Source organism: Sphingomonas sp. LY54 (genome assembly GCF_035594035.1).
Lineage (GTDB): Bacteria > Pseudomonadota > Alphaproteobacteria > Sphingomonadales > Sphingomonadaceae > Allosphingosinicella.
Map to the genome: position 1 here is coordinate 495,224 of NZ_CP141588.1, position 23,395 is coordinate 518,618.

The window sequence follows — 23,395 nt, forward strand, 5'->3', positions numbered from 1 at the left end:
GGGGCTATTGCGCCCACTCGCTCCGCGCATAGCCCTGCGCGAACAGCAGGGCAGTAAGATCGTTGAACTCGATTCGCGCCGGCGCTGCGGCGGCGACCTTGGGCTTTGCGCGATAGGCGACGCCGAGGCCGGCCGCCTCGATCATCGGAATGTCGTTGGCGCCGTCGCCGACCGCGAGCGTGTCAGTGAGTTCGATCCCGCGCGCGGCCGCCGCGTCGATCAGCGCCTGGCGCTTGGTCGCCGCGCCGACGATCGGCTCGCCGACCGTTCCGACGAGCCTGCCGGCCGCGATATCGAGCCTGTTCGCGATCGCGCGGTCGAAGCCGATCTCCTCGGCAACCGGATCGGCAAAGCGCGTGAAGCCGCCGGAAACGAGCAGGCAGTAGGCGCCGTCGCGCTTCATCGTCTGCACCAAGGCCCTGGCGCCGGGCATGAGCTTCACCCGCTCGGCGCGGCAGCGGTCGATCATCGCCTCGTCTAGTCCCTGGAGCAGGGCGACGCGGCCGCGCAGCGCGCCCTCGAAATCGATCTCGCCGCGCATCGCGCGCTCGGTGACTTCGGAAATCTCCGCCTTGAGCCCGGCATAATCGGCCAGCTCGTCGATGCATTCGATCGTGATCATCGTCGAATCCATGTCGGCGATCAGCAATTTCTTGCGGCGGCCCGCCTCGCCCTGGACGATCGTGTCGACGCCGCGGAACAGCCCCTCGATCGCGCCGCGGGCGGTGGTGGGGTCGGCCGAGAAGAGCAGGTCGCAGGCCTGGTCCTGCTGGACCCAGCTCCGCCCCATCGGCTCGATGCCGGCGGCGCGCAGCGCGTCCTCCGCGGTAGAAATATCCCCGCTCGAAAGCCGCTGGGCTGCTATCAGGGTCGCAATGAACATGTCTTCGTCCTTACCAAGGGTCGCGCTTATTGCGGGGCCGACGGCCAGCGGCAAGTCCGCACTGGCACTGGCGCTCGCCGAGCGTGCGCGCGGCACGATCATCAATGCCGACAGCGCCCAGGTCTATCGCGATCTCTGCCTGGTTTCGGCCCGGCCGAGCGCGGACGAGGAGGCGCGCGCGCCGCATCGTCTCTACGGCACGCGCGACGGCGCCCTGCCCTGCTCGGCCGCGGACTGGGCCGCCGACGCCAGGGACGCGATCGACGAGACGCATGGCGACGGGCGGCTGCCGATCCTGGTCGGCGGCACTGGCCTCTATCTGCGCACCCTGCTCGAAGGGATCGCGCCCGTCCCGCCGATCGATCCGGAGATCCGCGCGCAAGTCCGCGCCCTGCCGGTCGCCGAATCGCACGCCGCCCTCGCGGCCGAGGACCCGGACGCGGCGGCGCGGCTGCGCCCGACCGATACGACCCGCGTCGCCCGCGCGCTCGAAGTCGTCCGCTCGACCGGGCGGCCGCTGGCGCAATGGCAGGAGGAAAAGGTCGGCGGCATCAAGGACCGCATCGGGCTCGTGCCGCTGATCCTGCTGCCGCCGCGCGACTGGCTCTACGAACGCTGCGACCGCCGCTTCGAAACCATGATGAGCGAAGATGGGCTCGCCGAAGTGCGCGTATTGGTCGGCCGCGGCCTCGACCCGGCTTTGCCGGTGATGCGCGCGATCGGCGTGCGGGAGATCGCGGCCTTCCTCGCCGGCGATCTCGAGCGGGAGGACGCGCTGGCGGCGGGCCGGATGGCGACGCGGCGCTACGCCAAGCGCCAATATACCTGGTTCGCGCACCAGCCGCCGGCGGATTGGCCGCGTTTTTGCGATGCGCTCGATTGCGGGGGCGTCGCGGATGCCGTAGCGCGCCTCGCAGCCGCCGGGAGGGATTGATGCGCGCTTATTTCGACCAGGATGCCGACCCGGCAGCGATCGCCGACAGGAAGGTCGCGGTGTTCGGCTACGGCAATCAGGGACGGCCGCAGGCGCTCAACCTGCGCGACAGCGGCGTCGGCGCGGTGCGGATCGCCTTGCGCGAAGGCGCGCCGAGCGCCGCCAGGGCGCGCGACGACGGGTTCGACGTGACGACTCCGGCCGAGGCCGCGGCCTGGTGCGACGTCGCCGTTCTGCTGCTTCCCGACGAAGACCAGGCGCGGCTCTACGACGAAGCGCTGGCGCCCCACCTTCGCCAAGGCGCGGCTTTGGTCTTCGCTCACGGGCTCAGCGTTCATTTCAATCTGATCCGTCCGCGCGCCGATCTCGACGTCGTCCTGGTCGCTCCCAAGGGGCCCGGTACGGCGCTGCGCGACGAATATGTGAAGGGCAGCGGCCTGATCGCCCTGTTCGCGGTCCATCAGGATGCCACCGGCGGCGCCCGCCCTCTCGCCCTCGCTTATGCGGCGGCGCTCGGCAGCGGCCGCATCGGCATGCTCGAGACGAGCTTCGGCGAGGAATGCGAGGCCGATTTGTTCAACGAGCAGGCCGTGCTGTGGGGCGCGATCCCCGAATTGATCCAAGCCGGGTTCGAGACGCTGACCGATGCCGGCTTCTCGCCCGAAATCGCCTATTTCGAATGCCTGACCGAGGTGAAACTGATCGCCGACCTGATCTACGCGCGAGGCATTGCCGGGATGCGCGAAGCGATCTCCAATACCGCCGAATTCGGCGCGCTGAAGGGCGGCAGCCGGATCGTCACGGCCGAGACCCGCACCGAGATGCGCCGCATCCTGCGCGAGGTCCGCAGCGGCAGCTTCGTCAAGGAACTGCTCGCCGACGCCGAAGCCGGCTATCCGCGCCTCAGGCGCTCGCGCGCCGAGGCCGCCGCACAACCGATCGAGGAGGTCGGAGCGCGGCTGCGCGCCTTGAAGCCGCCTGCGGGCTGAGGTCGCGGCCAGTTATTTCCGGCCGAACAGTTTCTCGATATCGCCATGGGACATTTTCACCCAGGTCGGGCGGCCGTGGTTGCACTGGCCGCTATGCGGCGTCACCTCCATCTCGCGCAGCAGGGCGTTCATCTCGGCGACCGAGAGCAGGCGGCCGGCGCGGACCGAGCCGTGGCAGGCCATGGTCGCCGCGACATGGTCCAATTTCTCCTTCAGGCTCAAAGCCTCGTCATAGGCGCCGATCTCGTCGGCGAGGTCGGTGACCAAGCCGCGAATGTCGCCCTGCCCGAGCAAGGCCGGCGTCGCGCGGACCAGCACCGCCTTGGCGCCGAACCGCTCGAGCTCCAATCCCATCTCGGCCAGTTCCTCCGCGCGCGCCTCGAGCCGGTCGCAGGCAACCTCGTCGAGCTCGACCACTTCGGGCAGGAGCAAGGCCTGGCGGGCGACGCCGCCATTGGCCATCGCCTTGCGCATCCGCTCGAGCACGAGCCGCTCGTGGGCGGCATGCTGGTCGACGATGACGAGCCCGTCCTCGGCCTCGGCGACGATATAGGTCGCCGCCACCTGGCCCCGGGCGACGCCGAGCGGGTATTGGACAGAGGCCGGCGGCGGCTGAACCGCGGCCTCGGCACGGGCTTGCGGGAGGTAATCGGCGTGGCGATCCCACACCGCCCCCTGCGCCGCCCCCGCGAAAGCCGGGGTCCCGCTTTCGGCACCCGGCCAATAGGATGCAAAACCGGGATTCCCGCTTTCGCGGGCATGACGGGGTTGATCCGCTGACCCCACCCAATTGCCGAGCGCCGCGGCCGAGGGATGCTGGGCGCTGCGGTGCCCCGCCGCATCGAGCGCGTGTCGCAGGCCGCCGACGATCAGCCCGCGGATATTGCCGGGGTCGCGGAAGCGCACCTCGGTCTTGGCGGGATGGACGTTGATGTCGACCTCGGCGCCCGGCAGATCGATGAACAGGGCGACGATCGGATGGCGGTCGCGCGCGAGCATGTCCTGATAGGCGGCGCGGACCGCGCCGATCAGCAGCCGGTCTTTCACCGGCCGGCCGTTCACGAACAGATATTGATGGTCGGCGACGCCGCGGTTGAAGGTCGGCAGGCCGGCGACTCCGCCCAGCCGCGCCCCGCCGCGCTCGTAATCGACCCCGACGCTGTTGTCGGCGAGGCCGCGGTCGGTGAGGCCGGCGACGCGGGCGGGTCGGTCCTCGCCCGGCTGAACCGCGAGGCTGCGGCGGCCGTCATGCTCGACGCTGAAGCCGATATCGGGCCGGGCCATGGCCAGCCGTTTCACGACGTCGAGGCAGGCGGCATATTCGGACCGTTCGGAGCGCAGGAATTTGCGGCGCGCCGGCACACGAGCAAACAGATCCTCGATCGTGATCCGCGTGCCCGGCGGCAAAGCGGCCGGCCCCTCGCGCACGACAATGCCATTGTCGACGGCGCGGCTCCAACCGTCGGCGCCGCGCGCGCGGCTCTCCACCGTCAGCCGGGCGACGCTGGCGATCGAGGGCAAAGCCTCGCCGCGAAAGCCCAGAGTGGCGACATTTTCGATGGCGTCGTCGGGCAGCTTGGAGGTGGCGTGCCGCTCGAGCGCCAGCGCCATTTCGGCAGGGCTCATGCCGCAGCCGTCGTCGGCCACTTCGATGCGGCCGATTCCCCCGCCCGACAGCGTCACCGCGACCCGCGTCGCGCCCGCGTCGATCGCGTTTTCAACCAGCTCTTTCAACGCACTGGCCGGTCTTTCCACCACTTCACCGGCGGCGATGCGGTTAACCAGATGTTCGGGCAATCGCCGTATTGACATGAATCAGGGCCTAAACCAATTGCCGGCCTCCCGCGACCGTCCTTAACTAAATTTTTCAGGGTCAAGTGATTTTGTGGACGCAGCCGCCGGGGGCACCCTATAGAGCTATACACGGGCGGAGGCCGAGGCATCGGCTGGGCGCGCCGCGATACTAGGAAGCGAGACCTGCGACGATGTCCTTTATGCGTTTTCTGAAGTTTCCGTCCCATGACATGGCGATTGACCTCGGCACCGCCAACACGGTCGTCTATGTCCGTGGCCGCGGCGTCGTGCTCAACGAGCCGTCGGTCGTCGCGATCGAGACGCTGAACGGCGTCAAGCGCGTCAAGGCGGTCGGCGACGACGCCAAGCTGATGATGGGCAAGACCCCGGACCAGATCGAGGCGATCAGGCCGCTGCGCGACGGAGTTATCGCCGACATCGACGTCGCCGAGCAGATGATCAAGCATTTCATCCAGAAGGTCCACGGCAAGCGCCGCTTCCCGCGCTGGCCCGAGATCGTGATCTGCGTTCCCTCGGGTTCGACCTCGGTCGAGCGCCGCGCGATCCGCGACGCCGCCTCCAACGCCGGCGCCTCGCAGGTCTGGCTGATCGAGGAGCCGATGGCGGCCGCGATCGGCGCCGACATGCCGGTGACCGAGCCGATCGGATCGATGGTCGTCGATATCGGCGGCGGCACCACCGAAGTCGCCGTGCTCTCGCTGCGCGGCCTCGCCTACACCACTTCGGTGCGCGTCGGCGGCGACAAGATGGACGAGGCGATCTCCTCCTATGTCCGCCGCAACCACAACCTCCTGATCGGCGAAGCCACGGCCGAGCGCATCAAGCAGCAAGTCGGCATCGCCAAGCCGCCGGCCGACGGCGACGGCCTCACCGTCCACATCAAGGGTCGCGACCTCGTCAACGGCGTGCCCAAGGAAATCACGATCAACCAGCGCCAGATCGCCGAGGCTCTGTCGGAGCCGGTCGGCACGATCGTCGAAGGCGTCCGCATCGCGCTCGAGAATACGGCGCCGGAACTGGCCGCCGACATCGTCGACCAGGGCATCGTGATGACCGGCGGCGGCGCTCTGCTGCAGGGCCTCGACGAAGTGCTGCGCGACGAGACCGGCCTGCCCGTCACCGTTGCCGACGACCCGCTGACCTGCGTCGCACTCGGCACCGGACGGGCGCTCGAGGAAGAGATCTTCCGCGGCGTGCTGCAGACAGCCTAAGGCGGGATTCAAAACATGGCGCCGCCAAAAACACGGCGCCCCGGCTTTTCCCGCAGGGCGCAATACGGACTGTTTGTCGGCTATGTCGTCGCCGTCGGGGGCGTGATGCTCGCAGTGCTCCTGCTGGTCGTCGCGGCGGTGGACCCGCGCGGCTTCAGCGCGCTCCGGGGCGCCGCCCTCGACGTGACGACGCCGATCAGTTCCGGCGGGCGCAGCGTCGTCACCTTCTTCACCGGCATGGGCGATTCCATCTCCAACTATTTCGTCGCAGCGTCACAGAATGACGGTCTCAAGAAAGAGCTGGAGGGAAGCCGCCAGCGGCTGGTCGAGGCGCGCGCGATCGAGTTCGAGAATAAGCGGCTGAAGCGCCTGCTGAAGCTTGCCCACGACGTGACCGACGACGTCACCACCGGCCGCATCGTCAGCTCGACTTTCGACACCAGCCGCAGCCTCGCCACCCTTTCGGCGGGGTCGTCCGCAGGGGTCCGCATCGGCCAGCCGGTGCGCGCGCCCGAGGGCATTATCGGCCGCATCGTCGAAACTGGCCGCTACGCCTCCCGCGTCCTGCTCGTCACCGACGGCGCCAGCAACGTGCCGGTCCAGCTCGTGCGCGACGGCACGCCGGCGATGGCGACCGGGCGCGGCGACGGGACGATCGAATTGAAGCCGCTCGAGGTCGGACAGAATCCGTTCAAGCGCGGCGACATCGTCGTGACCTCGGGCACCGGCGGCATCTACGCGCCCGGAATTCCGGTCGCGATCGTGGTCAAGGTTGATCACGACGACACCGTGGCGCGTCCGCTCGCCGATCCCTCGCGGATCGACTTCGCGATCGTCCAGCAGATCTACGTGCCCGAAGCCAGCGAGCCGATCGAGCCGCAAGCGGCAGTGCCTGCTCCTGCCCCCGCTCCGGTCCCTGCCGCGGCGCCATGAGCCGCATCGCCCTCACCCAGCGGGACTATGACCGCAAGACGATGCGGCGCAAATATGTGCCGATCGTCTCCACCATCTTCGCCTGTACGCTGGTGCTGCTGCCGATCGTCGTCAGCTCGCCGATCGTGCCCGACTTCGCCTTTCTCGTCCTGATCGCCTGGCGCCTGCTGCGGCCCGAATTGTGGTCGGCGACCACCGCGCTGCCGCTCGGCCTGTTCAACGATCTCGTCGCCGGCCATCCGCTCGGCCAGTCGATGGCTTTGTGGACGATCATCTTCCTCGCCTTCGATATTCTCGACAGCCGCCTGCTCTTTCGCGACTACTGGATGGACTGGTTCTTCGCCTCGCTCGCGATCATCGGCTACGTCTTCGCCGGCTGGTGGATCGGCCGGATGATGGGAAGCACGGCCGAATTCACGATCATGGTCCCGCAGCTCATCGCGTCGGTCCTGGCCTTCCCGGTGGTCGCGCGGCTGGTGCTGGCGCTCGACCGATGGCGGCTGTCGCGATGAGAAAGCGCGGCATCCCGCTCATCACCGAAAATTCGCAAAGCTACACCTTCACCCGGCGCGCCATGGTGCTCGGCGGATTCCAGGCCGGCATCGCCGTCTTGCTCGCCGGACGGCTCTCCTACATCTCGATCGCCGAGAACGAACGCTACGAGCTGCTGTCCGAGGAGAATCGCTTCCAGCTCGTGCTTGTGCCGCCGCGGCGCGGCTGGATCGTCGACCGCCACGGCCAGCCGATCGCGATCAACCGCAGCGACTATCGCGTCGACCTCATCCCGGACCAGTTGAAAGAGCCCGAGCGGATCATCCCGCAGCTCGCCCAATTGCTCGCGCTCCCGCCCGAAGAGGTCGAGCGCATCCATAAGGAGCTGAAGCTGGCGGCCGGCTACCAGCCGGTCGCGGTCGCGGAGAATTTGCCGTTCGACAAATATGCGGCGGTGACGCTGCGCCTGCCCGAAATGCCGGGCGTGGCGCCGCTGCGCGGCTTCAGCCGCTTCTATCCGGAGGGGGCCGCGGTCGGCCATCTGGTCGGCTATGTCGGCGCCGCCAATAAGGAAGAATATCAGAAGGAGAAGAACCCGCTCCTGATCACGCCCGGCTTCAAGATCGGCAAGGAAGGGCTTGAGAAGGTCATGGAGCAGAGGCTCCGCGGCAAACCCGGCGCCAAGCGGCTCGAGGTCACCGCGCGCGGCAAGCTGGTGCGCGAGCTTGCCTCGGTCCGCGACACCAGCGGCGGCACCCTGCCCCTCACGATCGACGCCGGTCTCCAGGCCTTTGCCGCCCGCCGCATGGGCGAGGAATCGGGCTCCTGCACCGTGCTCGACTGCCATACGGGCGACATTCTCGCCATGGCGTCGATGCCGGCCTACGATCCCAACGCCTTTTCGGACGGCATCAGCACCAGCGAATGGAAGATGCTGTCGGAGGACGAGCGCCGTCCCTTGCTCAACAAGACGCTGAACGCGCTCTACCCGCCGGGCTCGACGATCAAGCCGATGGTGGCGATGGCGCTGCAGGGCGCGGGCGTCGATCCCAGCGACACCATCTTCTGCGGCGGCGGCTGGCGGCTCGGCAATCGCTTCTTCCGTTGCCTCGGCCGCCACGGCAGCGTCAACATGCACCGCGCCATCGCCAAAAGCTGCAATTCCTATTTCTACGCCATGGGCAACCGGGTCGGCTACGACACGATCGCGGTGATGGCGCGCAAGCTTGGTCTCGGCGTCAAATATGACCTCCCAGTGGTCTCGCAAAGCTACGGCACCGTCCCCGACAGCGAGTGGAAGCAGCGCAAATACAAGCAGAAATGGACCGCGTCCGACACGCTCAACGCGTCGATCGGCCAGGGCTATCTGATCGTGAACCCGCTCCAGCTTGCGGTGATGGCCGCCCGCCTCGCGTCGGGGCGCGACGTCAATCCGCGCCTCATCGGCACCGGCAAGGCGGCGGCCCCGATCGACGCGCCGCCCGAACATTTCGAAACCGTGCGCAAGGCGATGTGGGAGGTCGTCAACGGCGACGGCACCGCCGGCCGCAGCCGCCTTCCCTTCCCCGACATCGCGATGGGCGGCAAAACCGGCACCGCCCAGGTGCGCCGGATCACGGGCGGCCAGCGCGGCCAGAGCGGCGACTGGAAATATCGCGACCACGGCCTGTTCGTCTGCTTCGCCCCGACCGACAATCCGCGCTACGCCTGCTCGGTGGTGATCGAGCACGGCATGGGCGGATCGCGCGCCGCCGCGCCGGTCGCCAAGGACGTGCTCACCTATCTCTTCGACAAGGAGAAGGCGATGCAGGCGCTGCTGCCGATGGAGGAAGCCTGGGGCGGCAACGTCGCCCAGCGCATGCAGCGCCGCGCCAACCAGTGGCTGGCGGCGAACGGCAAGGCGCCCGGCGCATGACCACCAATTCGCTAGTCCCGGCGCCGATCGCGCAATTGCCCTGGAAGCTGATCTTCCTGATCATCGCCATCGGCACGTTCGGCGGCCTCTGCCTCTATTCGGCGGCGGGCGGATCGATCCGGCCCTGGGCCCTGACCCATTTCATCCGCTTCTTCGCCTTGCTCGGGGTCGCGGTCGGCATATCCTATATCAGCCCGCAGCGGTTCCGCGATCTCGCCTATCCGGCCTATTTCGTCCTGCTCATCTTGCTGGTCGTGGTGCTCGTCATCGGCGTCGTCGGCGGCGGCGCGCGCAGCTGGCTCGATTTCGGTCCGATCCGGCTTCAGCCCTCCGAGCTGATGAAGCCGGTGATGGTGCTGGTGGTGGCGAGCTTCTACGCCAGCCTACCGGCCAGCGAGATCCGCAAATGGAGCGCGATCTGGCCGCCGATCGCGCTGACCGCGATTCCCGCTGCCCTCATCATCCTGCAGCCCGATCTCGGCACCTGCCTGCTCCTGCTCTTCTCGGTCGCGACGGTGATGTTCCTGGCCGGCCTGCCGATGCGCCTCTTCATCGGCGCCGGAGTGGCGGTCGCCGCGGCGATCCCGATCGCCTACAATCTCTTCATGATGCCGCACCAGCAGAAGCGCGTGCTGATCTTCCTCAACCCCGAGGACGATCCCTTGGGCGCCGGCTACCATATCACCCAGTCCAAGATCGCGATCGGCTCGGGTGGCCTGTTCGGGAAGGGCTATCTGAACGGCACCCAGAGCCACCTCCACTACCTTCCCGAGCAGCATACCGACTTCATCTTCCCGGCGATGGTCGAAGAATGGGGCCTCATCGGCGGCCTGTTCCTCCTGATCTGCTTCGCTTTGATGTTCCGCTGGGGGATGGCGGTCGCGCTCGACACCAAGGGCCGGTTCGAGCGGCTGGTCGTGTCCGGCCTCACCATGACGATCTTCTTCTATTTCGCGATCAACCTGTTGATGGTGATGGGCCTGGCGCCGGTCGTCGGCATCCCGCTGCCGCTCTTTTCCTACGGCGGGTCGGCGATGATGACGGTGCTGATCTGCCTGGGCATCATGATGGCGATCGACCGTGATAACCGCAGAGACCGCCGCGGATTGTGACCGACGCGAAATTAGGGTTTGCATCGCGCGCAGGCCCTGCTAATGGCCAGCCCGCGCCGGGGAACATCGCTTCCCCAGAGCGCTTTGCCTTCCGGCAATGGACGCATAGCTCAGTTGGTAGAGCAGCTGACTCTTAATCAGCGGGTCCTAGGTTCGAGCCCTAGTGCGTCCACCATTCCTTCGATCATTGCAGCCCGCGCGCTCTGCAAAAACCGAGCGGCAGCAGGTCCGGTAGCGGTAGCGGTACAGGACCGGGCGAGACGCTCTCTGATTATCTTATGACGAAACAATGTCGGTTGGCGCTGCCGGTGAAAGCGATGCCGGCCTCGGTGCCCCGGCGACATCGTAAGACGTCTCCTGTAGACACCACATAGAAGTCCGCCTTCCTGTACCGGCCGGATCCGGCGCTCCGATAAACCTCCGTGGCGCAGCCATGCGAACCGCAATCGAACAGGGAGCGATATCTGACCACTACGTCGGATCTGCCGTCCTCATCGAGATCGGCGATTACGGTCTGCAAGCTATATAGCCGGTTGAAACGCCGCTCCGTGCAGACGCGCGCCAAGTTCGGAAACAGCCTCAAACATGCGGAGCGATCGGCGAGATCCCGGAACGGAAGCGTCAGAGTCTCGCCGCCCCCCACGTGAGCCTTGGCCGACGGGAAAGGCTCGGAGCGAGGCGGTTCATGGCCCGATCTCTGGGCATGTGCAGTGCTAATGCAGGCCATCAGCACCCCGGCGACCAGATAACCCCCCGCTTTCATCGCAACCCCCCAGTCTAATGCAGCTCATTCAGCCTGCGGTCCACTCACGCGCCCTGTCACCGCCTGGCCAGCCTGGCCGCGAGCTCTCTGGCCTCCCGCACCTCGGCGCGCGTGCCATCAGCCTGCGGCGTCTGCTCGACGATCTGGGCATAATAAGTTCGGGCCATGGCCGTGTCGCCAGCCAGCCGGGCCGCCCGCGCGGCGCCGTAAAGCCCGGCCAGCCGGCGCGGGGCGTGTGCGAGCGAGGCTTCATATTCCGCCAGCGCTTCCTTGGGTCGGCCCAGCTCGAGCAATAGCTCGCCGAGTTGCTCCCGCGCCGGCAGGATCGCGCCGGGCGTGACCGGATGCTTCTCGGTGGCGTCGTCCAGGTCGGCGGCCGCGCGCATCAGCCGCGCCGCTTCCTCCTTTCGGCCTTCGGCATGAGCGAGCCAGCCTTCGGCTACCTGCCGTTCGATTGCCACCTGGGTCCGCCAATCGTAGCTGCCCGGCGGGATGGTGAGCGCCTGCTCGATCGCCTTGAGCTTCGCCACCTCATCCCGGGCATCGGCGGCGCTCCCGCTGCGCGCCGCGCCGACGGCCCGCGCGAAGTGGATATGCGCGTCGCCCCAGGTGAAGCTGTCGAGCGGGGCAAGCTTGCGCACATTGTCCTGCAGCGCGAGCGAGGCCGCCTCCTTCCACTGTCGCCGCTCGAGCGCGAGGCGCGCGGGGATGGCGGTCGCCGCATAAGCGACCGTGAAGATCGGCGGGTCGGCGCGGCCGATCGCGTTCAGATCGGCGAGCACGCGCCCGGCGCGGCCGTCCTGCCCGGTCTGGAGATAGCCGTAGGCCAGATAGTCCATCGCGTGCAGCCGCTCGCTGGACGAATCGGGCAGGCCCTGCGCCTTGGCGAAAGCGCGGGAGGCGGCTTCGGAGGCGATGTTGGACTCGATCGCCTCGTCCCACAGGCCGAGCCGCACGAAGATGTGCGACGGCATATGCTGTGCGTGCGGCGAAGCCGGCGCGATGCCGGCGTAGCGCCGGGCGGCGGGAAGCGCGAGCGCGGCCAGCGGCGGATAGTCGAAGCTGTGGATCAAATAATGCGACACGCCCGGATGGTCGGGCGCGAGCGCCAGCACCTGGTTGAGGATCGCACCCGCCTCCTTCTCCCTGGCGAAGTCCGGATCCTTGTCCATCGTGCCGGCGGCGATCAACGACAGCGCATGGAAGATCGCGGCCTCGCGATCCTGCGGGTAGCGCTTGTGAAGCTGCCCCATGGCTTTCGAGTAAGCCAGCGCGCGCGTCTTGTGATCGAGCCGGTCGGAATCGCGGTAGAATGTCTCCAGCGCACCGACATAGGCTTGCTCGCGCGCGCTCTTCGCTCCGGCTGCGCGCGCGGCCGCGAGGGCATGCCTGCCCTTCTCCAGCTCAGCCGCGCTCGGGGGCGCCCACAGCGGGTGATAATAGCTCATCGCCACGCCCCATTGGGCGATGCCGCATTGCGGGTCGGCCGCGGCCGCTTCGGCAAAGGTCCGCGCGGCCTGCTCATATTCGAACGAATGAAGCCAGCCGAGCCCGTCCCGGAAACGGGCATCGGCCTCGGCCTTGCAACTCGTTTCAAAGGCGACCTTGCCGAGTTGCGGACCGTGGCCGTCGTGACTGTCCTGGGCGGCGACCAGTGCGAGCGCCGAAACGGCGAGAAGCAGGTTCATGGCAGCACCTCCACGCGCCTTCTACCATGGCGAGGCCGCAACCACGAGCGATGCGCGAACCCCCGCCCGGTGGGGTGGCCGCCCCGGGTCCTTCCGCTCTTTCCCCTATGTCCCCCGTCCCTTGCGGGGAGAACTTCCCAAAGCGCCCTTGCTTTGACACAATCGTTTCCGAAAGCCCGGGGGACAGGGAGATCAGGGTGAAGGCACCAAGCAAAGCGGGCACACGCGTGCCGGCCTGGGGATTCTATCGAGGCGTGCGCGGCGCAGGGATGGCGCTCGCCGCTTTGGTGTGGCTGGCGATGCTGATCTGGGGCGGCGCCGGCTCGGTGTTCGACGAGCGGCTCTATGGCGATCTCTATGCCGGGACGAACCGCGTCTTCGCCCGCAACGCCTCCTTTCTGACCCTGCTGGGGAGCTGGAAGGTGCTCGTGCCGCTGGCGATCGTCGCCGCGGTCTTCCTCGTCTTCACGCGCCGGATGCGGGCCGCGTTGCTGCTGATCATCGTCTTCGGCGGCCGGCTGCTGGTCGAACTCCAGAAGGTGCTGATCGATCGGCCGCGGCCGGGCGTTTCCCCGCACCTGGAGGCCGTCCATTCGATGAGCTTCCCGAGCGGTCATTCGGCCAATGCGATGATCACTTATGTCGCGATCGCGGCCCTGCTTCCGGTCAGCCAGCGCATGCGCGCGGTCGCGGTCGGCATCGGCCTCGCCATCGCCCTCCAGGTCGGGTGGAGCCGGGTCGCGCTCGGCGTGCACTGGCCGAGCGACGTGATCGGCGGCTGGGCGTTCGGCTTGCTCTGGGTGGCCCTGTGCGTCCGCATGGCGAGCAGCCGGCCCGAGGCCGAGCCGAACTGACGTTTGAGCCGCGCCGCGCACGGCGCGGCGGCCGTCAGCTATGGCGGAACACCACCGACAGGTTGTTGGCCGGCATTTCGACGACGCGCTCGAGCGCGAGGCCGCGCTGCGCCGCCTCCGCGAAGACGTCCTCGAGCCGGCGGACGCCCCATTCGGGGTTGCGTGCCCTGAGCGAGCGGTCGAACGCCTCGTTGCTCTCTGCCGTTGCGACGCCGTCGCGGCGATAGGCGCCGTAGAGGTAGAGCGGCGCGCCGGGGCCGAGCAGCCGCTCCGCGCCGGCCAGAAGGCCCCGGGTCGCCGCCCAGGGGCTGATATGGACCATGTTGATGCAGAGGATCGCGTCGGCGCGGTCGACCGGCCAGGACGCCTCCTGCGCGTCGAGCATCACCGGGCGCAGCAGGTTCGGAGCGCCTTCCGCCTCGCGCCACGCCTCGATCGAGGCGAGCGCCTGCGGATCGGGATCGCTCGGCTGGAATGTCAGTCCCGGAAAGGCGCGCGCGAAATGGAGCGCATGCTCGCCGCTGCCGCTCGCAATCTCCAGGACGGTCCCCGTGGCGGGAAGCACGGTGCGCAGGACATCGATGATGGCCTCCGCGTTGCGCGCGACATGCGGCGCAATGCGGCGCGGATCGCCTCCCCTCCCGCCTGCGGGAGGGGCCGGGGGTGGGCCGGCGCCGTCGGCATGTGACTCTGTCATAAAGCCCACCCCTCAATCCCCTCCCGCAAGCGGGTGGGGAAGTTCTTCATTCCGCCGCCTGGGCCTGCTCGGGTTCCTTGTAAACCAGCACCGGCTTGCGCGCCGCGAGCGTCTCGTCGAGGCGGCGGCGGGGGGCATGGACCGGAGCGGCCTTGAGCGCCTGGTCGCCGGCCTTGGCGCGCTGCGCGACGTGCCGCAGCGCACCGATGAACTGGTCGAGCGTCGCCTTGCTCTCGGTCTCGGTCGGCTCGACCAGCATCGCACCGTGGACGACCAGCGGAAAATACATGGTCATCGGGTGGAAGCCCTCGTCGATCAGGCCCTTGGCGAGATCGAGCGTCGAAAGGCCGCCCTCGAAGTCCTTATCGCTGAACAACGCCTCGTGCATGCACGGGCCGCTGGCCCCGAACGGGGCGTCGAGCACGTCGTCGAGGCTGCGCAGGATGTAGTTCGCGTTGAGCACGGCGTCGCCGGACACCTGGCGGAGGCCGTCGGCGCCGTGGCTGAGGATGTAGCTCAAGGCGCGGGTGAACATACCCATCTGGCCGTTGAACGCGGCCATGCGGCCGAACGTGCGGCCGTGATGCTCGCCCGCCGTCTCTTCCTCGATCAGGGCATAATGGTCGCCCTGCTTCTCGACGAAGGGCAGCGGCGCGAACGGCGTCAGCGCTTCGGAGAAGACCACCGGACCCGAGCCCGGGCCGCCGCCGCCATGCGGGGTGGAGAAGGTCTTGTGGAGGTTGATGTGCATCGCGTCGATGCCGAGGTCGCCGGGGCGGACGCGGCCGACGATCGCGTTGAAGTTCGCGCCATCGCAATAAACGAGGCCGCCGGCGGCATGGACCGCCTCGGAAATCTCGATCATGTCGGGCTCGAACAGGCCGCAGGTGTTCGGATTGGTGATCATCACGCCGGCGACATCCGGCCCAAGCCGGGCTTTGAGCGCCGCGACGTCGACGCGGCCGCGCTCGGTGGCCGGGATGTTCTCGACCCGGTAGCCGGCAAAGGCCGCGGTGGCCGGATTGGTGCCGTGGGCGCTTTCGGGGACGAGGATGACCTCGCGCGCGTCGCCGCGCGCCTCGAGCGCCGAGCGGATCGCGAGCAGGCCGCAGAGTTCGCCATGCGCGCCCGCCTTCGGGCTCATCGCGACGCTGTGCATGCCGGTCAGCTTCACCAGCCATTCGCCGAGCTGATGGATGAGGGCATAGGCGCCCTGCACGGTGTCGATCGGCTGCAGCGGGTGGATGTCGGCGAAGCCCGGCAGGCGCGCCATTCGCTCATTGAGGCGCGGATTGTGCTTCATCGTGCACGAGCCGAGCGGGAACAGGCCGAGGTCGATCGCGTAATTCTGGCGGCTGAGGCGGGTGTAGTGGCGTACAGCCTGCGGCTCGGAGAGGCCGGGCAGGCCGATCGCGCGCTTGCGGTCGAGGCCGCCGAGCCGGCTCGCCGCCTTGGGCGCCGGGTCGAAATCGACGCCGGTGCCGTTCTCCTCGCCCAACTCGAAGATCAAGGGCTCTTCGAGCATCAAGGCGCGGTTGCCGGTGTAGGTGTCGATGGCCGCGACGTCGCCGCCCTCGGGGCGCTCGGGGCGCCAGCCGCTCTGGTTGATGCTCATGCCAGGATCTCCTGAAGCGCATCGGCCAGCGCTTCGATATCTTCATCTGTGACGGTTTCGGTGACGGCGACGACGAGGCCGTTCTGCAGCGCGTCCACGCCGGGATAGAGCCGCCCCAGCGAGACGCCGCCGAGGATGCCGCGCTCGGCCAGCGTGCGGATGACCGGGCGCGCTTCCTTGGTGAGCTTCAGCGTGAATTCGTTGAAGAAGCTCTCGTTGACCAGTTCGACGCCGGGGACCTTCGCCAGCCGCTCGCTCGCGCGCACCGCCTTGGCGTGGTTGATCTCGGCGAGCTGGCGCAGGCCGTTCTCGCCGAGCAGCGTCATGTGCACCGAGAAAGCCAGCGCGCACAGGCCCGAATTGGTGCAGATATTCGACGTCGCCTTCTCGCGGCGGATATGCTGCTCGCGGGTCGAGAGCGTCAGCACGAAGCCGCGCTTGCCCTCGGCATCAACGGTCTCGCCGCACAGGCGGCCCGGCATCTGGCGGACGAACTTCTCCTGGCAAGCGAACAGGCCCACATAAGGCCCGCCGAAATTGAGGCCGACGCCGATGGACTGGCCCTCGCCGACGACGATGTCGGCGCCCATCTCGCCCGGGCTCCGGATCGCGCCCAGAGCCACCGGCTCGGTGACGACGGCAATCAGCAGCGCGCCATGGGCATGCGCCTTCTCGGCGATCGGGGTGAGATCGGTGATGCGGCCGAGGATGTCGGGATATTGGACGACGACGCAGCTCGTCTCGCCGTCGATCTGGGCGAGGAGGCGCTCGGCGTCCGTCTCGGCAACCAATGCGGGCGGCGCCAGGTCGAGCACGTCGCCGGTGAACCTGGCCATCGTCTCGGCGACCGAGACATAATGCGGGTGGAGGCCGGCCGACAACACGGCCTTGCCGCGACGGGTGATGCGGCGGGCCATGACGATCGCCTCCCAGCATGCGGTCGATCCGTCGTACATCGAGCAATTGGCGACGTCGCAGCCGTAGAGGCGCGCGACCTGGGTCTGGAACTCGAACAGGACCTGCAGCGTGCCCTGCGCGATTTCCGGCTGGTAGGGCGTGTAGGCGGTCAGGAACTCGCCGCGCTGGATGATATGGTCGACGCTGGCCGGGACATGGTGCCGGTAGGCGCCGGCGCCGAGGAAGAACGGCACCTCCCCCGCGACCATGTTCTGGCGCGCGAGCGTGGTGAGCTGGCGCTCGACCGAAAGCTCGCTGGCATGATCGGCCAGGCCCTCGATCTTGCCCGGCAGGCGCGCGGCCGCGGGCACGTCGACGAACAGATCGTCGACCGAGGACGCGCCGACCGTGCGGAGCATCTCCTGGCGGTCGGCATCGGCGAGGGGGAGGTAACGCATGTGCTTTGGGTTCCCGGGCTTACTGCGCGTCGCAGAAGGCTTTGTACTCCTCGGCGCTCATCAGGCCGGAGAGTTCGTGATTGTCGGAGACGGTGAGCTTGAAGAACCAGCCCTCGCCTTCCGGATCGCTGTTGACCAGCGACGGATCGGCCTCGAGCGCGGCATTGCCCTCGACGATCTGGCCGGTGAGCGGGGCATAGACGTCGGACGCGGCCTTGACCGATTCGACGACGGCCGCTTCGCCGCCCTTCTTCACCTGGGTGCCGGCGGCGGGGACTTCGACGAAGACGATGTCGCCCAGCTGGCCCTGCGCGAAATCGGTGATGCCGACGGTGGCGGTGTCGCCCTCGACCGAGATCCACTCATGTTCCTGGGTGTAATAGATGCTCATTGACCGGCTCCCTTGCGAATGTAGCGGTGCGGAACGAAGGGCATCGGGACGACCTTCGCTTCGAAAATCTTGCCGCGCGAGGCGAGGCGGATGGCAGTGCCGGGCTCGGCGGACGCGACCGGCACATAGGCCATCGCGATCGGCGTCTCGAGGACCGGCGAGAAGCCGCCGCTCGTCACCCTGCCGACTTCGTTGCCCTCGCCGTCGACGACCATCGCGCCCTCGCGGACCGGCTGGCGGCCGAGCACGGCGAGGCCGACGCGGCGCGTGATCGTGCCGTTGGCGAGCTCGTGCTGGATGCGGGCCGCGCCCGGAAAGCCGCCTTCTTCCTTGCGGCGCTTGGAGATGGCGAAGCCGAGATCGGCCTCGATCGGCGTCGTGGTCTCGTCGAGGTCGTGGCCGTAGAGCGGCATGCCCGCCTCCAAGCGCAGCGAATCGCGCGCGCCGAGGCCGATCGGCTTCACTTCGGGTTGGGCGATCAGCAGGCCGGCGACCTTCTCGGCATCCTCCGCGGGGATCGAAATCTCGAAGCCGTCCTCGCCGGTATAGCCCGAGCGGCTGATCCAGGCGGGGACGCCATTAATCTCGAACGCGTCGCCGGTCATGAAGGTGAGCGCGTCGACGCCCGGCACGATCCGCGCGAGCGCCTCTGCGGCCTTCGGCCCCTGCAGCGCGAGCAGAGCCTGGCTGGTGAGATGGTCGAGGCCGATGCTGGCCGGCAGGCGCGAGCGCAGGACGGCGATGTCGCCGTCCTTGGTGGCGCCGTTCACGACCACGTAGAAATGGTCGTCGCGACGCGTGACCATGAGGTCGTCGATGATGCCGGCCTCGTCGTTGAGCAGCAGCGAATAACGCAGGCGGCCGTCCTTCAGCAGCGACAGGTCGGCCGGGAAGACGGTCTCGAGCGCCGCGTCAAGATCGTCGCCGCTGATCGTGAGCTGGCCCATGTGGCTGACGTCGAACAGGCCGGCCGATTCGCGCGTCCAGCGATGCTCGACCATGATGCCCTCATACTGGATCGGCATCGCATAGCCGGCGAAGGACACCATGCGGGCGCCCTGGGCGCGATGCCATGCATCGAGCGGAAGCGTCTTGTCGGCGGTTTCGGAAGCTTCGCTCACTTGTGGTCTCCGTGACTTGCAAAGTTGCACCGGAGCCAGGACCGCAACGGCCCGCATCTCCAGCGCCCCCTCTGTCACTGAAACCTGAGAGCTTTCCCCCGGATCCTCTCCGGGGTTACCCCTTCGGTGGGACGTGGTGTACGTCCGCTTTCCAGAGTGCCGACATGAGCGCGCGGTCCTTCGGCCTGAGAGATTCCGGGGCGGTTGCTCCTTCGGCGGCGGCCTGCCGGGTTGCCCCGCCATGCCACGCTCTCCCGCGCGTCACTCCGACGGTTTCCCGCCGGCGACGGACGCCGCTCTGGAGCGGCGCCGCGCCAGAGTCAATCGACCTTGTCCGCCGATCGGCCCTAACGGGTCGCGTTGTAGGCGAGCTGCTCCTGGGTGAGCTGGAAACCGACCAGCAGTTCGAAGCTCGCGCGCTGGACGGCGGTGCGGACGGTCGGGTCCGCCATCGGGTCGAGCGCCGCGTCGGCATCGCCCGGCTTGCGCTCGCGCGTGATCTGGCGGCGGATATCCTCGGGCAGGGTCGCCGCCGAGCGAAGCACGCGCGAGGTGGCGGTGCCGGCGCTGGAAGCGCGATACTGGCCGTCCTCGAAGCGCAGGGCGACGCGGCCGACCCGCTTGGAAACGACATTGTTGCCGCCCTGCACGACGACGGCGAAATAGGGAACGACCACCTCGCGCGCGCCGCTCGGATTGCGGCGCTGCCCCTGCACCTCGAAGGTCGCGTTGCTGATGATATATTCGCCCGTTTCGTCGCAGGTGGAGCGAAGATTGGTGATGCTGGCGACGACGTCGATCGCCGTGGCGTCGCGGCTGGTCTCCGGGTTGAACAGAGTGATGTCCCCGGTAGCGGCGGGAATCGCCACTGCCGGGCAGGCCGAGCGGGTCACCGTAATGCCGGTCGCGGTGATTTCGCCGTCACTGGCGCAGGCGGCAAGGGCGAGCGACAGCAAGGCGGGAAGTGCGACTTTGGGGTTGATCACAGACGTCGGTCCTCAAACATAGGAATGGAGCCGCCGGGCCCCGGATCGGCGGGGATCATAGGAAGGGGCCTTGCCGCCTGCAAGCGAGGAACGGGGGGCAATCCGTTGCAGCCTCGCACCCTAGCATCGGTAGACGGCCGTGCCCGATCATCGTAGAGACGCCCCCATGTCGACATTGAAACGCCCCCTCACCCTGCTGATCGCGGCGCCGCGCGGATTCTGCGCCGGTGTCGACCGGGCGATCAATATCGTCGAGCTGGCGATCGAGCGCTACGGCGCGCCGGTCTATGTCCGCCACGAGATCGTCCACAACAAGTTCGTGGTCGACAGCCTGAAGGCGAAGGGTGCGATCTTCGTCGCCGAACTCGACCAGGTGCCGGACGGCGTGCCCGTGGTCTTCTCCGCCCATGGCGTGCCCAAGGCGGTGCCGGCCAAGGCCGAGGAGCGCGGCCTCAACTATCTCGACGCGACCTGCCCGCTCGTCTCAAAGGTCCATCGCCAGGCCGAGCGGCTCGTCGAAAATGGACGCCACATCCTGTTCATCGGCCATGCCGGCCATCCCGAAGTGATCGGAACGTTCGGCCAGGTGCCCGAGGGCCGCATGACTTTGATCGAGACCGTGGCGGACGCCGAGACGATCGTCCCGGCCGATCCCGACAATCTCGCCTATCTCACCCAGACCACCCTGTCGGTCGACGACACGTCGAGCATCATTGCGGTTCTTGAACGCCGCTTCCCCTCGATCCGCGGGCCCAAGGGCGAGGATATCTGCTACGCCACGTCGAACCGCCAGGCGGCGGTCAAGGACATCGCCCGGCGCTGCGAGGCGGTGCTGGTGATCGGCTCGCCGAACAGCTCCAACTCGGTGCGCCTGGTCGAGGTCGCCGAGCGCGAGGGCGTCCGCGCGCAGCTGATCGGCCGCGCCGGCGACATCGACTTTGCCTGGCTCGACGGCGTCGCGACGCTCGGCATCACCGCCGGGGCCTCCGCGCCGGAAGTGCTGGTGCGCGAAGTCGTCGACCGGCTCGCGGCGCATTTCGACGTCCGCGAGGAAGCGGTCGAAGGCGTCCAGGAGCGCATGGTCTTCAAGCTGCCGCGCGGCCTCGAAGCGGCCTGAGGCTCAGATCATTACCGACATGACCGAAGTCGAGATTTTCACCGACGGCGCCTGCAAGGGCAATCCGGGGCCTGGCGGCTGGGGCGCTGTGATCCGCTCGGGCGCGCACGAGAAGGAGCTGTCCGGCGGCGAGGCGCTCACCACCAACAACCGCATGGAGCTGCTTGCCGCGATCCGCGCGCTCGAGGCGCTGAAGCGGCCCTGCCACGTCATCCTCACCACCGACAGCGTCTATGTCCGCGACGGCATCACCAAGTGGATCTTCGGCTGGCAGAAGAATGGCTGGAAGACCGCCGCCAGGCAGCCGGTCAAGAATGCGGAATTGTGGCAGGAGCTGCTCGCCGCGGTGAAGCCGCACAAGATCGACTGGCGCTGGGTGAAGGGCCATGCCGGCCATCCGGAAAATGAGCGCGCCGACAAGCTCGCCTGCGATGCCGCCCTTCAGTTCCTGAAGCGTCCCGCCAGATAAGGCGAAGGATCGATCCCGGCCACCATCGGGTCGGGTGCTGATCCAAGCAGCAAGGACGCGGCCAGCCGCGCCCCGGCCGGTGCGGTCTGGATGCCGAAGCCGCCCTGCCCCGCGCACCAGAAGAAGCCTTCGTTCTCCGGATCGAAGCCGTAGACCGGCAGCCGGTCGGGCGCGAAGCTGCGCAGGCCGGCCCATTTGCGCTCGACGCAGTCGACCTTCCAGTCGACCAAACGCTCGAAGCGGTCGATCGCGACTGCGACATCTACCTCCTCGGCCGCCGCGTCGCACGGATCGCAGGCGGTCTCGTCATGCGGGCTGAGCCAGATCCGTCCTCCCGCTTCCGGCTTGAAGTAGAAGCGGCCGAGCGCGTCGATCACCAGCGGCAGATCGGCCGGGGCCGGCGGATCGGTGCGGAGCTGGACGATCGTGCGGCGATAGGGCCGGACGCCGATCGGCGTGACGCCCGCCAGGCGAGCCACGTCGTCGGCCCAGGCGCCGGCGGCGTCGACGAGGATCGCGGCCTCGACGCGCCCCGCCTCGGTGTCCAGGCGCCACGACCCGCCATCCCGCTCTGCGCTGACGAGGCCCGCGTTGGTCAGCAACCGGGCGCCCACTGCCCGCGCGGCCCTCAAATAGGCTTCGTGCAGGGCGGCGACGTCGATGTCGGTGCAGCTCGGCTCGACCACGCCTTCGTCCCAGCCCGGCCGCAGCCCCGGGACCATCGCCGCGAGTTCGGCGCGGCCGACCCGCTCCAGCGCCAGGTCGGTGCCCGCGAACTCGGCGCACAGATCCCGGAGCGCCGCTTCGCCTTCGGCATCGGCGATGTGCAGCGCGCCGCGCGGCGAAAGGAAGGACCGCTCGCTAAAGTCCGCAGGCGGCGACGCAAGGAAAGCCCCGGAGGCAAGCGTCAGCGGCCGGATCAGGGGCCCGCCATAGCTTTCCGACCAGAAAGCCGCCGACCTCCCCGTGGAATGGTAACCCGGCCGCGCCTCGGCCTCGAGCAGGACGACGCTCGCGTGCGGCGCGACTTCGGCGGCGAGGCTGGCCCCGGCCATGCCCGCGCCGACGATCGCGATGTCGGCTTTCACCGCGCATGCTCGTCGAGGAACGCGTCGATGCGGGCGAGCGCCTCGGTGCGCACCGGATCGCTCTCGCGCAGCAGCTCGTGGGCCGCGCGAGGAAACATGTGCAGTTCGGCCCTGGGCAGGAGGCGTGCCGCCCGCCGGATCGCCGTCGGGCTCACCAGCCGGTCGCGGTCGGTCCCCACGATCAGGACCGGGATGGACATGGCGCGCAGCTTGTCGGCGGTGAGGCCGTGGATCGACTGGTAAGCGGCGTTGAGCCAGCCCCAGCTCGGCGGCCCGAGCTGGTAGCCGGGCTTCCGGCCGTGCCACCACGCCTCGTCGGCATAGCGATCGGCGCAGCTGGTGAGATAGGACTGCCGGCTCGAACCGGGCAGATGGGGCCGCTCGTTCTGCCCCCAGGCCCGGACCCGGGAAAGGCCGAGCGCCGACAGCGTCCGGGCGGCCCAGCGGCCGATCACGTCGGGTATCGGCCGCGCGTTGATCCCGATCATCGGCGCGATCAGCACCGCGGCGTCGATCGCGGTCCGGCGTTCCGCCAGTATCCGCAGCATCAAATGCCCGCCCATCGAATGGGCCACGATCACGTGCGGCCCCGGCGTCGCCGCCAGCCACGCCTCGATGAGCGCTGCCCCGTCGGCGACGAGCCCGTCGAAACTGTCGAGATGCCCGCCGAGGATGTCGCCGCGCGACTCGCCCTGGCCGCGCCAGTCGAACGAAGTGACGTCCCAGCCCGCCTGGTGCCAGTGCGCCAGCGGCTCCAGATATTTCTCGATGAAATCGCTGCGGCCGCCGGCGAACAAGAGGCTGCCGCGAACGCGCGCGTTCGTCGGTTGGGGCCAGTCCATGCGCCGCAGATCCCACCCGTCGGGCGCCTGCCAGGACGAGAAAGCGGCGCCGGCCGGATGGGCCCTCCGGTCAAATACTGTCGAATTCATGAGCGGTGGTTACGGTTTAGCAAGCAACCGCGTCT

General features: G+C 68.3%; 21 protein-coding genes, 1 tRNA gene and 2 riboswitches. Of the genes, 11 read left to right on the plus strand and 11 right to left on the minus strand.

The window, feature by feature from the left end; all coding sequences use genetic code 11:
• Positions 1-4: 4 nt before the first annotated feature.
• A complete protein-coding gene (gene serB / locus SH591_RS02505) occupies positions 5-883 on the minus strand; it encodes a phosphoserine phosphatase SerB (RefSeq protein WP_324750379.1) in 879 nt (292 codons plus the stop codon).
• On the opposite strand from serB, the gene miaA reads away from it, so the two are divergent.
• Complete coding sequence (miaA, locus tag SH591_RS02510) at positions 876-1,817, plus strand: tRNA (adenosine(37)-N6)-dimethylallyltransferase MiaA (RefSeq protein ID WP_324750380.1); 942 nt, start codon at positions 876-878, stop codon at positions 1,815-1,817. The genes serB and miaA overlap by 8 nt on opposite strands.
• Positions 1,817-2,806 (plus strand): ketol-acid reductoisomerase, encoded by a 990-nt coding sequence (gene ilvC, locus SH591_RS02515; RefSeq protein ID WP_324750381.1) that lies wholly within the window; start codon positions 1,817-1,819, stop codon positions 2,804-2,806. Before miaA ends, ilvC begins: the two co-directional genes overlap by 1 nt.
• A 12-nt stretch (positions 2,807-2,818) precedes the next feature.
• Here the strand turns inward: ilvC and mutL are convergent, their stop codons facing one another.
• Positions 2,819-4,618, minus strand: coding sequence for a DNA mismatch repair endonuclease MutL (gene mutL, locus SH591_RS02520; protein WP_324750382.1), 1,800 nt, complete (start codon positions 4,616-4,618; stop codon positions 2,819-2,821).
• Positions 4,619-4,791: 173 nt separating this feature from the next.
• Between mutL and SH591_RS02525 the strand changes: the two genes are divergently transcribed.
• From SH591_RS02525 to SH591_RS02550, 6 genes are all read left to right on the plus strand, one after another.
• Positions 4,792-5,832: a rod shape-determining protein gene (locus tag SH591_RS02525; RefSeq protein ID WP_322830652.1), complete on the plus strand. Its 1,041-nt coding sequence runs from the start codon at positions 4,792-4,794 to the stop codon at positions 5,830-5,832.
• A gap of 15 nt (positions 5,833-5,847) precedes the next feature.
• Entirely contained in the window at positions 5,848-6,765 is a 918-nt protein-coding gene (mreC, locus tag SH591_RS02530; RefSeq protein WP_324750383.1) for a rod shape-determining protein MreC, read from the plus strand.
• A complete protein-coding gene (mreD, locus tag SH591_RS02535) occupies positions 6,762-7,277 on the plus strand; it encodes a rod shape-determining protein MreD (RefSeq protein ID WP_324750384.1) in 516 nt (171 codons plus the stop codon). The genes mreC and mreD overlap by 4 nt, the downstream gene beginning before the upstream one ends.
• Positions 7,274-9,172, plus strand: a complete 1,899-nt coding sequence (mrdA, locus tag SH591_RS02540) for a penicillin-binding protein 2 (protein ID WP_324750385.1) — start codon at positions 7,274-7,276, stop codon at positions 9,170-9,172. Before mreD ends, mrdA begins: the two co-directional genes overlap by 4 nt.
• A complete protein-coding gene (gene rodA / locus SH591_RS02545) occupies positions 9,169-10,284 on the plus strand; it encodes a rod shape-determining protein RodA (protein WP_324750386.1) in 1,116 nt (371 codons plus the stop codon). Before mrdA ends, rodA begins: the two co-directional genes overlap by 4 nt.
• A gap of 99 nt (positions 10,285-10,383) precedes the next feature.
• Positions 10,384-10,459 (plus strand) — tRNA-Lys (locus SH591_RS02550).
• 644 nt (positions 10,460-11,103) lie between these two features.
• On the opposite strand, the gene SH591_RS02555 is transcribed toward SH591_RS02550, so the two are convergent.
• Positions 11,104-12,735 carry a tetratricopeptide repeat protein gene (locus SH591_RS02555; protein WP_324750387.1) on the minus strand — a complete coding sequence of 544 codons (1,632 nt, stop codon included), beginning with the start codon at positions 12,733-12,735 and terminating at the stop codon, positions 11,104-11,106.
• A gap of 197 nt (positions 12,736-12,932) precedes the next feature.
• Here SH591_RS02555 and SH591_RS02560 point away from each other — a divergent pair, with 197 nt between their 5' ends.
• Positions 12,933-13,589 (plus strand): phosphatase PAP2 family protein, encoded by a 657-nt coding sequence (locus SH591_RS02560; protein ID WP_324750388.1) that lies wholly within the window; start codon positions 12,933-12,935, stop codon positions 13,587-13,589.
• 34 nt (positions 13,590-13,623) lie between these two features.
• Here the strand turns inward: SH591_RS02560 and SH591_RS02565 are convergent, their stop codons facing one another.
• The 6 genes from SH591_RS02565 to SH591_RS02590 all read right to left on the minus strand — a co-directional run bounded on the left by SH591_RS02565 (position 13,624) and on the right by SH591_RS02590 (position 19,754).
• Positions 13,624-14,286 carry a DUF938 domain-containing protein gene (locus SH591_RS02565; RefSeq protein WP_324750389.1) on the minus strand — a complete coding sequence of 221 codons (663 nt, stop codon included), beginning with the start codon at positions 14,284-14,286 and terminating at the stop codon, positions 13,624-13,626.
• A 46-nt stretch (positions 14,287-14,332) separates the two neighbouring features.
• Entirely contained in the window at positions 14,333-15,901 is a 1,569-nt protein-coding gene (gcvPB, locus tag SH591_RS02570; protein ID WP_324750390.1) for an aminomethyl-transferring glycine dehydrogenase subunit GcvPB, read from the minus strand.
• Complete coding sequence (gcvPA, locus tag SH591_RS02575) at positions 15,898-17,256, minus strand: aminomethyl-transferring glycine dehydrogenase subunit GcvPA (RefSeq protein WP_324750391.1); 1,359 nt, start codon at positions 17,254-17,256, stop codon at positions 15,898-15,900. The genes gcvPB and gcvPA overlap by 4 nt, the downstream gene beginning before the upstream one ends.
• Positions 17,257-17,275: 19 nt before the next feature.
• Complete coding sequence (gene gcvH / locus SH591_RS02580) at positions 17,276-17,647, minus strand: glycine cleavage system protein GcvH (protein ID WP_322830662.1); 372 nt, start codon at positions 17,645-17,647, stop codon at positions 17,276-17,278.
• On the minus strand, positions 17,644-18,768 hold the full coding sequence (gene gcvT / locus SH591_RS02585; RefSeq protein WP_324750392.1) for a glycine cleavage system aminomethyltransferase GcvT: 1,125 nt from the start codon (positions 18,766-18,768) through the stop codon (positions 17,644-17,646). Before gcvT ends, gcvH begins: the two co-directional genes overlap by 4 nt.
• Before the next feature lie 61 nt (positions 18,769-18,829).
• Positions 18,830-18,931, minus strand: a riboswitch (glycine riboswitch).
• Positions 18,932-19,035, minus strand: a riboswitch (glycine riboswitch). It abuts the riboswitch before it with no gap.
• Positions 19,036-19,115: 80 nt separating this feature from the next.
• On the minus strand, positions 19,116-19,754 hold the full coding sequence (locus SH591_RS02590) for a hypothetical protein (protein WP_322830664.1): 639 nt from the start codon (positions 19,752-19,754) through the stop codon (positions 19,116-19,118).
• 166 nt (positions 19,755-19,920) lie between these two features.
• Between SH591_RS02590 and ispH the strand changes: the two genes are divergently transcribed.
• Positions 19,921-20,871, plus strand: coding sequence for a 4-hydroxy-3-methylbut-2-enyl diphosphate reductase (ispH, locus tag SH591_RS02595; RefSeq protein ID WP_324750393.1), 951 nt, complete (start codon positions 19,921-19,923; stop codon positions 20,869-20,871).
• Between the two features lie 19 nt (positions 20,872-20,890).
• A complete protein-coding gene (gene rnhA / locus SH591_RS02600) occupies positions 20,891-21,340 on the plus strand; it encodes a ribonuclease HI (RefSeq protein ID WP_322830666.1) in 450 nt (149 codons plus the stop codon).
• Here the strand turns inward: rnhA and SH591_RS02605 are convergent.
• Positions 21,313-22,428, minus strand: a complete 1,116-nt coding sequence (locus SH591_RS02605; protein ID WP_324750394.1) for an NAD(P)/FAD-dependent oxidoreductase — start codon at positions 22,426-22,428, stop codon at positions 21,313-21,315. The two genes, rnhA and SH591_RS02605, sit on opposite strands and share 28 nt — an antisense overlap.
• Positions 22,425-23,360: an alpha/beta hydrolase gene (locus SH591_RS02610; RefSeq protein WP_324750395.1), complete on the minus strand. Its 936-nt coding sequence runs from the start codon at positions 23,358-23,360 to the stop codon at positions 22,425-22,427. The genes SH591_RS02605 and SH591_RS02610 overlap by 4 nt, the downstream gene beginning before the upstream one ends.
• Between the last annotated feature and the right edge of the window lie 35 nt (positions 23,361-23,395).

What these genes read in the sequence shown, in the direction of transcription:
- miaA (WP_324750380.1), top strand. Translation starts at nt 876, where the DNA reads ATGAACATGTCTTCGTCCTTACCAAGGGTCGCGCTTATTGCGGGGCCG.
- serB (WP_324750379.1), bottom strand. Translation starts at nt 883, where the DNA reads ATGTTCATTGCGACCCTGATAGCAGCCCAGCGGCTTTCGAGCGGGGAT.
- ilvC (WP_324750381.1), top strand. Translation starts at nt 1,817, where the DNA reads ATGCGCGCTTATTTCGACCAGGATGCCGACCCGGCAGCGATCGCCGAC.
- mutL (WP_324750382.1), bottom strand. Translation starts at nt 4,618, where the DNA reads ATGTCAATACGGCGATTGCCCGAACATCTGGTTAACCGCATCGCCGCC.
- SH591_RS02525 (WP_322830652.1), top strand. Translation starts at nt 4,792, where the DNA reads ATGTCCTTTATGCGTTTTCTGAAGTTTCCGTCCCATGACATGGCGATT.
- mreC (WP_324750383.1), top strand. Translation starts at nt 5,848, where the DNA reads ATGGCGCCGCCAAAAACACGGCGCCCCGGCTTTTCCCGCAGGGCGCAA.
- mreD (WP_324750384.1), top strand. Translation starts at nt 6,762, where the DNA reads ATGAGCCGCATCGCCCTCACCCAGCGGGACTATGACCGCAAGACGATG.
- mrdA (WP_324750385.1), top strand. Translation starts at nt 7,274, where the DNA reads ATGAGAAAGCGCGGCATCCCGCTCATCACCGAAAATTCGCAAAGCTAC.
- rodA (WP_324750386.1), top strand. Translation starts at nt 9,169, where the DNA reads ATGACCACCAATTCGCTAGTCCCGGCGCCGATCGCGCAATTGCCCTGG.
- SH591_RS02555 (WP_324750387.1), bottom strand. Translation starts at nt 12,735, where the DNA reads ATGAACCTGCTTCTCGCCGTTTCGGCGCTCGCACTGGTCGCCGCCCAG.
- SH591_RS02565 (WP_324750389.1), bottom strand. Translation starts at nt 14,286, where the DNA reads ATGACAGAGTCACATGCCGACGGCGCCGGCCCACCCCCGGCCCCTCCC.
- gcvPB (WP_324750390.1), bottom strand. Translation starts at nt 15,901, where the DNA reads ATGAGCATCAACCAGAGCGGCTGGCGCCCCGAGCGCCCCGAGGGCGGC.
- gcvPA (WP_324750391.1), bottom strand. Translation starts at nt 17,256, where the DNA reads ATGCGTTACCTCCCCCTCGCCGATGCCGACCGCCAGGAGATGCTCCGC.
- gcvH (WP_322830662.1), bottom strand. Translation starts at nt 17,647, where the DNA reads ATGAGCATCTATTACACCCAGGAACATGAGTGGATCTCGGTCGAGGGC.
- ispH (WP_324750393.1), top strand. Translation starts at nt 19,921, where the DNA reads ATGTCGACATTGAAACGCCCCCTCACCCTGCTGATCGCGGCGCCGCGC.
- rnhA (WP_322830666.1), top strand. Translation starts at nt 20,891, where the DNA reads ATGACCGAAGTCGAGATTTTCACCGACGGCGCCTGCAAGGGCAATCCG.
- SH591_RS02610 (WP_324750395.1), bottom strand. Translation starts at nt 23,360, where the DNA reads ATGAATTCGACAGTATTTGACCGGAGGGCCCATCCGGCCGGCGCCGCT.